This is a genomic window from Acinetobacter sp. P1(2025), from assembly GCF_051390655.1.
In the GTDB taxonomy this organism is placed as follows: Bacteria; Pseudomonadota; Gammaproteobacteria; order Pseudomonadales; family Moraxellaceae; genus Acinetobacter; species Acinetobacter junii.
In genome coordinates this window covers 1-12,379 of sequence record NZ_JBPKBJ010000091.1, presented here as the reverse complement: position 1 = coordinate 12,379, position 12,379 = coordinate 1, and the positions used below count along the sequence as shown (strand labels likewise).

Annotated in this window: 12 protein-coding genes, 1 other RNA gene and 1 pseudogene; 7 read left to right on the top strand and 7 right to left on the bottom strand. The window is 38.5% G+C overall.

What is annotated here, in order from left to right; translation table 11 throughout:
• Window positions 1–94: pseudogene (locus tag ACSC97_RS16180) on the top strand (IS5/IS1182 family transposase); the annotation flags it as partial.
• A 35-nt stretch (window positions 95–129) separates the two neighbouring features.
• Here ACSC97_RS16180 and astA read toward each other — a convergent pair.
• The 3 genes from astA to ACSC97_RS16165 all read right to left on the bottom strand — a co-directional run bounded on the left by astA (window position 130) and on the right by ACSC97_RS16165 (window position 3,757).
• Window positions 130–1,173, bottom strand: a complete 1,044-nt coding sequence (gene astA / locus ACSC97_RS16175) for an arginine N-succinyltransferase (RefSeq protein ID WP_436661960.1) — start codon at window positions 1,171–1,173, stop codon at window positions 130–132.
• Window positions 1,174–1,194: 21 nt separating this feature from the next.
• On the bottom strand, window positions 1,195–2,400 hold the full coding sequence (locus ACSC97_RS16170; RefSeq protein WP_436661958.1) for an aspartate aminotransferase family protein: 1,206 nt from the start codon (window positions 2,398–2,400) through the stop codon (window positions 1,195–1,197).
• Window positions 2,401–2,482: 82 nt separating this feature from the next.
• Complete coding sequence (locus ACSC97_RS16165) at window positions 2,483–3,757, bottom strand: Glu/Leu/Phe/Val family dehydrogenase (protein ID WP_099948256.1); 1,275 nt, start codon at window positions 3,755–3,757, stop codon at window positions 2,483–2,485.
• A gap of 230 nt (window positions 3,758–3,987) precedes the next feature.
• Here ACSC97_RS16165 and ACSC97_RS16160 point away from each other — a divergent pair, with 230 nt between their 5' ends.
• On the top strand, window positions 3,988–4,410 hold the full coding sequence (locus ACSC97_RS16160) for an Lrp/AsnC family transcriptional regulator (protein ID WP_004913839.1): 423 nt from the start codon (window positions 3,988–3,990) through the stop codon (window positions 4,408–4,410).
• 170 nt (window positions 4,411–4,580) lie between these two features.
• Here the strand turns inward: ACSC97_RS16160 and ACSC97_RS16155 are convergent, their stop codons facing one another.
• The 4 genes from ACSC97_RS16155 to ACSC97_RS16140 form a co-directional block, all read right to left on the bottom strand.
• Window positions 4,581–4,967, bottom strand: coding sequence for a roadblock/LC7 domain-containing protein (locus ACSC97_RS16155; protein ID WP_004913841.1), 387 nt, complete (start codon window positions 4,965–4,967; stop codon window positions 4,581–4,583).
• Between the two features lie 76 nt (window positions 4,968–5,043).
• Window positions 5,044–6,147 (bottom strand): 2Fe-2S iron-sulfur cluster-binding protein, encoded by a 1,104-nt coding sequence (locus ACSC97_RS16150; RefSeq protein ID WP_436661955.1) that lies wholly within the window; start codon window positions 6,145–6,147, stop codon window positions 5,044–5,046.
• An 88-nt stretch (window positions 6,148–6,235) separates the two neighbouring features.
• Entirely contained in the window at window positions 6,236–6,640 is a 405-nt protein-coding gene (locus ACSC97_RS16145; RefSeq protein ID WP_436661953.1) for a hypothetical protein, read from the bottom strand.
• 24 nt (window positions 6,641–6,664) lie between these two features.
• Window positions 6,665–8,131: a phosphatase domain-containing putative toxin gene (locus ACSC97_RS16140; RefSeq protein ID WP_436661951.1), complete on the bottom strand. Its 1,467-nt coding sequence runs from the start codon at window positions 8,129–8,131 to the stop codon at window positions 6,665–6,667.
• A 365-nt stretch (window positions 8,132–8,496) separates the two neighbouring features.
• On the opposite strand from ACSC97_RS16140, the gene ssrA reads away from it, so the two are divergent.
• The 5 genes from ssrA (at window position 8,497) to ACSC97_RS16115 (ending at window position 12,351) form a co-directional block, all read left to right on the top strand.
• Window positions 8,497–8,856: a transfer-messenger RNA gene (gene ssrA, locus ACSC97_RS16135) on the top strand.
• Window positions 8,857–9,035: 179 nt separating this feature from the next.
• On the top strand, window positions 9,036–10,265 hold the full coding sequence (locus ACSC97_RS16130) for a tyrosine-type recombinase/integrase (protein WP_279675584.1): 1,230 nt from the start codon (window positions 9,036–9,038) through the stop codon (window positions 10,263–10,265).
• A gap of 148 nt (window positions 10,266–10,413) precedes the next feature.
• A complete protein-coding gene (locus tag ACSC97_RS16125; RefSeq protein WP_279675534.1) occupies window positions 10,414–11,646 on the top strand; it encodes a hypothetical protein in 1,233 nt (410 codons plus the stop codon).
• 136 nt (window positions 11,647–11,782) lie between these two features.
• Window positions 11,783–12,004, top strand: a complete 222-nt coding sequence (locus tag ACSC97_RS16120) for a transcriptional regulator (RefSeq protein WP_436661949.1) — start codon at window positions 11,783–11,785, stop codon at window positions 12,002–12,004.
• Window positions 12,005–12,006: 2 nt separating this feature from the next.
• A complete protein-coding gene (locus ACSC97_RS16115) occupies window positions 12,007–12,351 on the top strand; it encodes a hypothetical protein (protein WP_436661947.1) in 345 nt (114 codons plus the stop codon).
• Window positions 12,352–12,379 lie beyond the last annotated feature (28 nt).

Here is a 12,379-nt window from a genome sequence, read left to right as displayed (position 1 = left end):
TCTGGCTACACGTTATCGAAATAGGCGTAAACGCATGGGTTTACGTCTGAATTTAATTGCTGCAATTTACAACATGGAGTTGGTTGAAAAATGATTTTTGCAAGAGGTCTAATAATTCACCTTGCGACATTAGTGATTCTCCATTTTATCTAATGCTAAAACTCGTACTTCATCCTGTTCGTTAACTTGGAGAGCCTGAGCTTGTGTAGATGTGATCATTAAGGTATCGCCATCACAGACTTTGTTATTGATCAACAGCACGCAGTAATTTTTGTATTGGTCATTTGCGACCAAATAGTGTGTATCAGTCGTTTCGATTTGCTCAGTGATTTTGACTTTCACTGTTCGACTTTCTTTGACCGCCCGCAAATCCGCAGTATTCGCTTCTAAAGTAGGTCCAGCATCAAAGATGTCGACATAACCTTGATATTTAAGTCCTTCTGACATCAAAACTTTTGCTGCAGGCAATGTATGCGGATGCACTTCTGCAATTACCGTTCTAGCCTCAGCTGGTAATAGATTGACGTAGACAGGAAATCTTGGCATTAGTTCAGCGATAAAGACTTTTTGACCGATACCACTTAAATAATCGGCGGTCGCGAAATCCATATTGAAGAAGTGATAACCCAACGCATCCCAAAATGGTGAATGACCATTTTGATCTGAGAAACCTCGCATTTCTGCGATTAAGCGATCTTCAAAATACGAGCGAAATGCAGCAATAAATAGAAAACGAACCTTAGAAAGAAACTTACCGTTTTGATTTTTTCGATACTCAGGATCAAGGAATAAGGTACATAACTCACTACAACCTGTATGATCATTACTCAAAAACAAGGTGTCTAAAGCATTGTAAACATTGAGTGCTTTAGAAGCATGTACCTGTTTCGCCACACGAAAGTTGTAGAATGGCTCTTTCAAACCAACCGAAACCTCGATGGCACTTACACCAACGATTGTCTGAGATACGGTGTCTTCTAAAACAAACAAATAGCTTGCATCACACTGCTCAGTCGTACCTTCTAAAGTACCTATCGTGCGTGCAATTCGCGCTGCCAAGATTTCTTTATTTTGCGGCAAGGAGGTCAGGCCGATACCTGACTCACCTGCTCGTTGCGCTAAACGATAAATGTCATCTAAGTCCCGATGCGCTGCATGTCTAACAATCATCATGGTTAGATGCTCACAGCAGATTTAGAGACGTGCTAATGCACGTGAAAAACGATTTAAACCTTCATCAATATCTTCCATTGGAATAATCAGTGAAGGCGTAAAGCGCACGACATCTGCACCCGCAACTAGAGCTAATAAACCCTCTTCACCCGCAAGTGTGACGATATTTTTAGCTTTACCTGCATGTTCATCTTTCAATACACAACCAATCAACAAACCTTGACCACGAATTTCTTTGAATAATCCATACTGCGCATTGATTTTATTTAATGCATCTACGAAATATTGATGGCGTTGTTTCACACCCTCTAAAACTTCAGCCGTATTAATAAACTCAAAAACTGCACCCGCTACTGCGCATGCCAGTGGATTACCACCATAAGTCGTACCGTGATCGCCTACGGCATACATGTTGGCATAATGGTCTGTCGTAATCATCGCACCAATTGGGAAACCACCACCTAATGCTTTAGCAGTCGTTAAGATGTCTGGAGTAACACCTGTATTCATATAGGCATACAAAGAGCCTGTACGACCAACACCTGTTTGTACTTCATCAAAAATTAATACCGCACCATTGGCATCACATAAGGCACGTAGACCTTTTAAAAACTCAAGATCCGCTGGAACTACACCACCTTCACCTTGAATCGGCTCGACAATTACGGCACATGTATTTTCATTAATTACAGCTTTCGCTGCTTCTAAATCATTAAATGCCGTATGTTGAATGCCTTCAGGTAATGGTGCAAAGTCTTGAGAATACTTTGGTTGGCCGCCAGCAGTAACGGTAAATAAGGTACGACCATGGAAGGCATTTTTAAATGCAACGATATGATTTTTGTTTGGATTACCACTGAGCAAACCAATTTTTCGAGCTAATTTCAAAGCAGCTTCATTGGCTTCGGCACCCGAGTTACAGAAAAACACTTTGTCTGCGAATGTGCTATCCACTAATTGTTTGGCAAGGCGTAAAACTGGTTCATTGGTATAACCATTGCCAATATGCCAAAGCTTCTGTGCTTGTTCAGTTAAGGCATTGACTGCAACAGGATGCGCATGACCCAAAGCATTCACCGCAATTCCACCCGCAAAATCAATATATTCTTTATCGTTCTGATCCCAAAGACGAGAACCCTCGCCACGGACTAAAATAAAGTTTGCTGGGGCAAAGACGGGAACCATCCAGTCATTAAAATGACTACGTGTAATAGCGACATCATTCATTTTATATACTCACTTCCTGTTTAATCTTTGGGCTTGTGTCAATACCACAAGCCCGAGGCCGAAGCCTGTTCTATACCCTTTATTAACCAGGGAAAATACCGCGTTCTTTACGTGCTTTTAAGATACGTTCACATGCCAAGATATAAGCAGCAGTACGCAAACTGCATCCTTTAAGCTCAGCCGTATTCCAAACATCAGCAATTGCCTGAATCATTAACTTATCAAGGCGCTCATTGATTTCATCTTCACTCCAGAAGTAGCTCGCCATATCCTGAACCCATTCAAAATAACTGACGGTAACACCACCTGCGTTGCAGATAACATCTGGAACAACGGTAATATTTCGTTGAACAAATACATCGTCTGCTTCTGGATATGTTGGACCATTGGCACCTTCAAGCACGATTTTTGCTTTTAGATTTTGTGCACGCTCGACTGTAATTTGTCCTTCCAATGCTGCTGGGATGAGAATGTCCATCTCAACATTCCAAAACTCCTCATCAGCAATCACCGTTGCATCTGCAAAGCCCATTACACCACCATGTTCAGTGACATGTTTTTGTAATGCTTTAACATTCATACCTTCAGCATTAAAAATCGTGCCTGTATGGTCTTGTACACAGACAACTTTTGCACCAGCGTGGCTAAACAAGTAAGCGGCTTCATTACCAACATTACCGAAACCTTGTACAGCAACTTTACTGCCTTCAACCGCTAAACCAATGCGTTTCGCGACTTCCAAACCAGTCACGTATACACCACGACCAGTCGCACGTACACGACCCAATGAACCACCTAAATGCACAGGTTTACCAGTGACTACACCCGTAACTGTATGACCTTTGATACTTGAATACGTATCCATCATCCAACCCATAATGTTGGCATTCGTTCCAACATCTGGTGCTGGAATATCAATTTGAGGACCGATAATTGGACTGATTTCACTGGTAAAGCGACGAGTTAAACGCTCTAACTCGCGTGGAGATAGCTCTTTTGGATTAACACGGATACCACCTTTTGCACCACCAAATGGGAGATTAAGTACTGCAGTTTTAATGGTCATCCATGCAGATAGTGCCATGACTTCATTTAACTCAACGTCCTGATGATAGCGAATACCGCCTTTACCTGGACCACGTGATAAATTGTGTTGTACACGATAACCTTCAAAATGACGGATAGAACCATCATCCATCACGATTGGAACATCAACGATTAATGTACGCTTTGGCGTTTTAAGGGTATTAATAAAATTACTTAAATCAGCATCAAGATAAGGTGCCACTCGATCAATTTGAGTGAGATAAGTTTGCCAAGCACCGCCATGTTGACCCGTATATGATAAAGACATCATTTATTCCTTAATTAATCAGTTTTCCCTGTTATCTATAGATTCCCTTTGATTCAAAAGAGAATCCTTTCACTCCATCGTTCCATGACTACATTAGTGACTTGCGCTGACAACGTTAAAAATGTTTGGAGCTTCTATTAGCACTATTATTAATAATCAAAATGATTCACAAAATTCTTTAAAATAATTAAAATGAGATAATTTTTATCAATTTGCTAATAGAAAATATCAAAATGAATAATGTTGATCATATTATCTTAGGATTGCTCAAAGATAATGCACGGATGTCGATCACGGACTTAGCTGCGAAAGCACGCGTTTCACGTGCCACGGTTCAAAAGAGAATCGAGTACATGGAAAGCACAGGCATCATTACAGGCTATACGGTTCGTTATCGCCCAAATGTTGAAAAAAATATCATTCGTGCATGGATGAATGTCATGGTCGAAGGCACTAAGGCACAAGCAGTAATCCGAGAACTCCGCTTAGAATCGGCAGTTGAACGTGTACATACCACCAATGGTAAATGGGATATTTTGGTCGAATTACAGTCCGATAGTTTAGAAAATTTCGACAAAGCATTAGAAAGAATTCGTAATATTTCAGGAATTTACAATAGTGAAACCAGTATTTTATTATCGACTTATAAAACTTAAACTTGATCTAGCTTTGTTTGGTTTTGACTAATCAGTTGAAGTAACCTTTAGAGCAAATCTAATCCAAAATCGTGCTTGTTCCCTCCTTTAAAAAGCGGGAACAAACAAGGACTATTTTCTCATTCAAAATGATCATGAGTAGTTAAATCTTCTAGCATGTTTAAGTTTGTTTAACCCATTATGCTTAAAGCGTTATCCAATTTTTTTGATGTTTCTAAACTAAATTTAAGCACCGCATTAAAATTATTTTTTTCAGTGGATGTCACAAAGAAAATACTGCCATTTTTAAGCAAGTGCAAAGCCAACAATTTATTTGCAGTCCATAGCAACATCATACGTGGCTCGGACTCTCCGATATAACTTAAAGCAGTTTCTGACTCTACAAACAAACTAGATGCACATGCTGCGGCTTCATCACCCGAGATTTGTCCATGCATCGCCAGAACCAAACCATCAGGGCTAGACAGAGCAGCTCCCGAAAAACCTATACATTGTTCACATTCACGTAAGGTTTTTTCAATAAACACCATTGCTGTTCTTGAAAATTGACCAATCATTTTTTTTCTCTCCCGCACGACCATTCATCAAGTAAATTTTTACTGGATAATTACTAAAGCTTTATCCATCAACGCATTATTTTGAACAAGCTTTGCACGCCAATTTTCCAAGACGCGCATGAAATCTCACCATAGTGCCTTGCTCAATTTCCGCCTCACAATAATCACAAACTGTTGCTTCATCTAACTGACATTCTTCATATTTTTCAGTGTCTACTAATAAATCACCAACTTGTTTTAACCAAGCTTGGGATTTGACAATATCGTTTTTAAATTGCAGCTCATAACGTTCAAATTGTTCAATCAAATCAGCCGATAGTTTGTGTTCTAATAAAGTTTGATGCATCAGTAACATACGGTGCTCAAATAACTCATCTGAGATCACCATCCAATGATGTGAATTTCTTGGTTGCTCACCAAAGAAAGTCGCCTCACCTGTAATTAACTGTTTTAAAAATGCAAATTGTTTTCCAATAATTCGATCTATAGTTACTCTTTCAAAAAATGGAGCAAGTTGCTGATCGGCATATACTTTCTTATAGAATTCGGTCAAAATTTTTCTGACTGTATGATCCCCGCCCAACGCTTCCCATAAGGCTGGATTGATCGCTACATCGTTTTCGATTATGACTTGAGGTGCGCTAATTGGGCCTTTCAGGTAGAACTCATTTCCTAACTGATCCAAGCCTTGCTCTTTAACCCACTCCATATCTTTTTTAGCAATTTCAATACTCAGAGATGTTTCTTGCTCAGGATCACTCACTAATTTTGCTAAAATTGAGTGCTGTTTTGAGATGTCAGTTACATAAACATGCTGACCTTTTTGATAAGTCAGTTCTCTATAAGGCTCTGCTTGAATCAGACTATGATCTGCTTGTGAAATTGATGACAAAACCATACATTGCGTTATGCTGTCTTCGTCTGACTTCGCAACTAATTTCATATCCGTTGTTGGAACACACTGACACGCGAGTAAATAGTTTTGCCCTTGATGCGTGGTGGGTAGCCTACGACTTGCCTGTTCAGGAATGTCACCAGAAATACATTTCAACATGCAACGATGGCATACACCGCTTTTACATGAAAAATCGATTTCTATACCTGAACGCTGAAAGCATGCTAAAACCGTTTCGTCAGCTTTACTTTCAATCGTATATCCTGCAAATTCAAGACGCGGCATCACGCTCACCTTTTTGAAAATTCATCATGAAGTTCATCGTTGTTTTAAGCAAAGTTAGACTTTGCTTAAAACATACGCATCGACTGAATTATGCGTGGAACGCGCGTTCAATCGTTGGTAAAGCAATACGAGCCTTAGTCAACACCATGCCTAAGTTCGCACCTTTACGGCAAACAAAACATACGATCTCGTTTTGATCTTTGGTACGAATAAATACGTGGATCAAGTTTTCACTATTCACGATAATTTCTTGGAAGTGATAATTATCTTCATCCATCAAACCACGTGATTTTTTAAAGATTTTCTCAATTGCGACAACATTCGGCCCCTGAAAAAGATCAGCTGTAGCGGCAGCTAAAAAATCAAACACTTCCGAAGGATGTGAATCAACCGTTTTAATACTTAAAATCATTCCTGAATTTAAATCTACAAAACCAGCTGCGAGACAGTTTGGTACGCTGGTCATTGCACGTTGTAAAGCATCATCTAACATCTTATTTTCCCCTTGTATGGCGAGTTACGCCTTGCTAACCAACACATTAGAATCAATGTGTTTTTCTAAAAAAATTGAAAAATCATACAAAAAATCAATCTGTTGCTCAGATTGAATCATCAAGTAATTCAGAGAACGTATATATTCGATTGCCTCAAGTGCAGTCTTTTGAAGCCTTGCTTTCCATAAAAAGTAAACAGCCAACATCGTTCCTGTTCGCCCCAAACCTGCTTTACAGTGCAAAGCAATGGATTTGCGATGAGATATTTTTTGATCAATAAATAGACAAAACTGATAAGCATCCTGCAAAGATGGAACAGACATATCGTCAATCGGGAAATGTGAAACGGTTATGCCAAATTCAGCGGCTAGATCAGGGTTAAAACTTTCCTCGGTTAGTGATACCAAATCAGTAATTCCAACATCCTGTAAATACTTCAAATCAAGTGCCGTCTCTCGAACTACTCCAGGACACGGACAACCAGCAAGCCGTCCGCGAATTAGCCAAACAAATCCCAAAGGGCCTCTAGCTTGGTTTTTTGCATCAGCTTCGTGTTCTAAAAAATCAACGTGTTGCAGATTGGTGTCTGTATCTTCACGACTTTGGATTTTCTGCGAGCAGTCTAAAATTGGTTCATTTGATATTTGATCAACGTCTACTAAAGGTTTAGCTAAACTCAAATGTTTTGAAGTCGCTACTTGGAGATTCATCAACGATTGCTCTTGTCGATCTAACTCTTCAGCAGAAAGCTCCGCACAGGACCCGGTTCTCAGAAATTGTTTCGTCATCTCGTGTTGAGGATGTTCAAAAAAAGCTTCCGCTGAGCTAATTTCTTGTATGCAACCATTTGCTAATAAACCAACGTAATTGGCTAATTTTTTAGATCGTTGAATATGGTGAGATACAATCAAAATCGGGATTTTTTTGGCAATTTTTCGGATTAAATCATGCACAAAAATCGCATCGGAATCAGATAACCCCACCGTTGGTTCATCAATCATCAACAGTGCTGGCTCTGACAACAAGGTATATAAAATTGCTAAATTCTTTGCTTCATGGCGTTCTAAAGTTGCCGTCGATTGGTGAAGCTTTGCCAGAATCCAAGTTTGATCATACTGATCGCATAACTGCTGAATTAGACGGATTTGTTGTTGTAAATCTAAGCTCGAACGATTAGGTAAATGTGAAAGAATATTTTCTTTAACAGTCTGTGTAATATGAATTAATTTTTGCTGAACTAAGGCAGGTTTTTTATCAGAGTCGAATAATGAATAGCCATTGTAAGTGATCTCACCACTGAACTTGAGTTGAGGATTTCCTTGATTCAGACCCGCAAGTGTACGCAGTAAAGTTGATTTACCTGTTCCAGAAGGTCCCATTAAAATAGTAATCCCTTGGCTTAAAACCTTTAAATTTAAAGATCTTAAAATTTTCTTCCCTGAGATTTCTAAATTAAAATTTTTTATCGAAAGTGTTGAATCCTCATCCACTTATCAACCCCAATAACCATCAAAAAGCAAATGCAAAAAATAAAAACAATTAAGATACAATTTATAACACAAATAACATAATTTATCACGGTAATAATTAGTCTAATTTTCAAAACATTTTTTCTCAATTTTATTCTTTGATGCGACCCCGCTCTTCATAGCAAATTTTTTCTTCTAAACAACAATATGATGTATTTTCAATCAAATTCTTTATTTTATTTCAATTTAAGTAAATGACTTGATTGCTGTAGCGAGTTTATTGTCCGTTGGATTAATTGAAGTGCAAGAATCTATTAATCGATCAAATTACATAGAAATTAACGTTCAAATCCATAATATTTGTGCTATGATACTCGTTCATATATGGGGGTGTTATTGGCTTCGACGCTGGTGATGAAGCTCATAGATGCATGCCGAGAGCGCATTTTCTCTCGTAAATAAAATTTGCATTTAAATAGTCGCAAACGACGAAACTTACGCTCTAGCTGCCTAAGGGCAGCTTGTCCGCTTCCTAGAATACTTGTGGTTTAGGAACCCGACCGAAGCGCACGCACACAAGTCCGTATAGAGCCAAGCCTCGGGGCTTTATACCAAACTTAGAGGATCGCACCTTGTACCCTGTTCGTCGGGTCACATGGTGTTAAAACAATAGACGATATCTAAGCATGTAGTATTCTCGAGTGTAGTGCTGGCGGACGCGGGTTCAACTCCCGCCACCTCCACCAAATACCTTCCAAAACATGGCAAAATATGCCAAGTTTCAAAGACAAAAGGCTTGACCCTAAACGGATTAAGCCTTTTTTCTTGCCTAAACATAACCAAACATAACTAGCTATAGTGTACATGTACCGTGTACACTATCTTGTACATCGCACATTTTATTGAACTCACTGGTGTACAAGCCATGAAAAGAATAGATATAAAACGCCGTCCCCTTTCTGACACCGTACTTTCTAACCTAGAACCTGAAGAAAAAGAATATCGAGAATTAGACGGTGATGGCCTATATTTCCGTGTAAAGCCTGATGGTAAAAAAGCATGGTTATTCAGATACAAAAAGGCTGATGGTAAATGGTCATGGCTTGGGATAGGTACTTATCCTGAATTATCTGGAAAAGGTGCAAGAAAAAAAGCATCCGAAATTATTAAAGATATTTCACACGGCGATAATCCAATCATTACCAAACAGGAAAGAAACCGCCAAGAACTTGAACAAAACAATGCCACCTTTCAAATACTAGCTAGAGAGTGGTTAGACACTAAAGTTAATACTTGGGTGAGTGATACAATGACCAGGAATAAAGGCGCATTGGAAAAACATATATTCCCTGTTTTTGGCAAACGCTTGTACACCACGATCAAGCCAATTGAATGGATGAATCATTTACAAAGTATTCAACAGAAGCAAGGCATCTATGAACAGGTCAACCGTGTTCGGGCAATGTGCCGAGATATTTACGACTATGCAAAAGTCACTGGTCGTATCGACTACAATCCATTAGAGGGTATTCAGAAGTATTTGCAGCAAGGTAAAAAGGAAAACATGGCTCATGTGAGTGAACAAGAGTTACCTACTTTAATTCGAGCAATCAATAATTACCCTACATTGGATGTGAGAACTGGTTTACAGCTTTTAGCTATGTTGTTTTGTCGTCCAAGTGAATTAAGACAAGCTAAATGGGATGAGTTCGACTTTGATAATGCTTTATGGAATATCCCTGAAGAACGTATGAAGAAACGCCGTGAGCATGTTGTACCTTTATCTAAACAAGCGATTGCAATCCTCCAAGAATTGAAAAGCTATGAAACCAATTCTGAGTTTGTATTTCCCAGTAGATCCGACAAGAGTAAACCTAAATCAGATGCGGTATTTATTATGGCATTACGGCGTTTAGGTTATGAAGGCAGGCAGACACCTCATGGCTTTAGGCATATTGCTAGTACCCTTCTAAATAACAAAGGCTTTGATGAACGGCATATTGAAGCAGCTTTGGCACACGTTAAGGATGGTGTAGCTGGCGTTTATAATAAAGCTCAATATTTAGAGGACAGAGCCAATATGATGCAATGGTATGCAAATTATCTTGAAGAAATTGCAGATCAAAGCATTATCCAGTTCAAGAAAGTAAAGTGACATACCTTGTCGCGCTAATGCCAAGATATACACATATATAGTTCAATATCGTTTATATTCAGTTTGCTAAGCCTAGCTCGACGGTGCGAAAGTCGGATACCCAATCCGATTGGCTTAGCTCCTATTTTGGGGTGCTGTGGGAGGCAGAATGAAGAATTTCTATACTTTAGAAGAGGTGTTATCTGTCTCAGATGAGCCATTATCTCTCTTAGATATTATTGATTATTGCCGAAGAAGCATGCTGCATCCGTGTGTATATCTTGATGGTAATTTAGTCTGTATAGAAGAAACTCGCGAACACCATAGTGAGGATAAAAGAGATTATCCTGAACATGTAGTGGAGGCTAAATGGCACGTACCATTTCAAGGATATGTTTTTAGTCAGGATCTGATTGAGCAATTACGATCAAAAAACCAAACTTTTAATCTATTAAAAATTGATCAAATTATATCTCAATATTCTGAAATACCACTTAATGAACCAGAACTTAACCAATCTCTTCACGTATATGAGCGTAGGTATGATGATGACGTTAAGGATTTTTTTTGGATTAGGGATATGAAGGATGAGGAATACAAAGGAATTGAATATTCTAAAAAAGAGATAGTGTTTCATATTGAAGAGTTAAAAAGAATAAATTTTAATGATCCTGATAAAAGAAAGTTTGACGCCTTACGGCGTGAATACAATCATGAAGAATATAAACATCTACTATTCTCAAAACCATCATTCTCAATTCATGAAGCAGCTTCAATTGTTTCTATGAATAATCCGCTATTCGTAGAAGTTTATCGAGATCAACCGAATTTCGTTAAATACTTTCAGCATTATTTACATTCTTATAATTTAATTAGCTCATGGTCTAAAGATGGCATTTTAGGTGAATCAGAAATGATCCCTGCTGAATTATTAAAAGAGACTCTTAAGAAAAACAAAATTCTTATCCAGAGTTTTAATGCGCATCTAATAATAATGGAAGAAGGTAATCTCACTGTCGAGCACAAAAGAATTAATGAGCAAAATGAAGAAATAGAAAGACTGAGAGAAACTATTAAAAACTTAAATACACAAATTGAGCAATTACAGTCGGAACAATCATTAGAGCCAGTAAAGTCATATAACCTACTAGATTTAATTCTAGACAGCACTGACAATGAAAGATACGCGCCTGATCTAGCTTATGCTATTCAATTATGGGAATCAGTTTATGTTACTAATCCCAAATCAGGCAAGCATAGTAATAAAGCAAATATTTGGATCAAAAATAATACACCCTATTCCGGCGATCGAGATGATACGTATACGCGCAGACTACGAGATATAACATCACCGTTAATTGGATGGCATGATGATAGAAAAAAATTATTAATCAATAATTAACTAAGCTATTGAATTTTATAACCTTAAAACTACGTACGTAAAATTACGTCCGTAGTTTTTTGCATTTACGTGCTATGCGTCCGTACGATCGAAACTGTTTAGATACAACCATGTTCTTGCAAACTTGGTTATCAACATGGTTCAAACAAAACCAATCCGAATTCAATTTGGTACTGCTTGTCAGCTACTTGATGTAACACGAGAATCTCTTCGCCATACGATCCGTAAAGATCCTTCATTTCCACGACCAATGAAAATGGGCACCTCAAAACAAGCACCCGTTTTCTTTGATTATCAGGATATTGTTGAATGGCACAATAACAAGAAAGAAGCTGCTGCTGCTCCAATGGAGGCTTAATTATGAATACCTCCCTTACTTCTCTTTTGCCTTCTCAACAAATGCTTAGTTCAGATATTTCAGCTATTACTAACATCCGCTTAGATTCTGTCAAAAGAACAATCGAACGTTTAGCTGAACGGCGTGTCATTACTTTACCACCAACGGTGGAAAAGCCTACAGCCGGGCGTACAAGCACTGAATATGTATTTTCAGGTGAACAGGGAAAGCTTGACTCAATTACTGTTGTTGCTCAGCTTTGCCCTGAATTTACTGCTGCTATGGCTTTGTTGCACAAAGATTTGAAAGGCAAAGCGCCCCTAATTGAGCCAAATTTAAGGCGTAACTTGGGTAAGTGGTCGACCTAATTCCGTAAATCTGTTGAGGACTGCTACA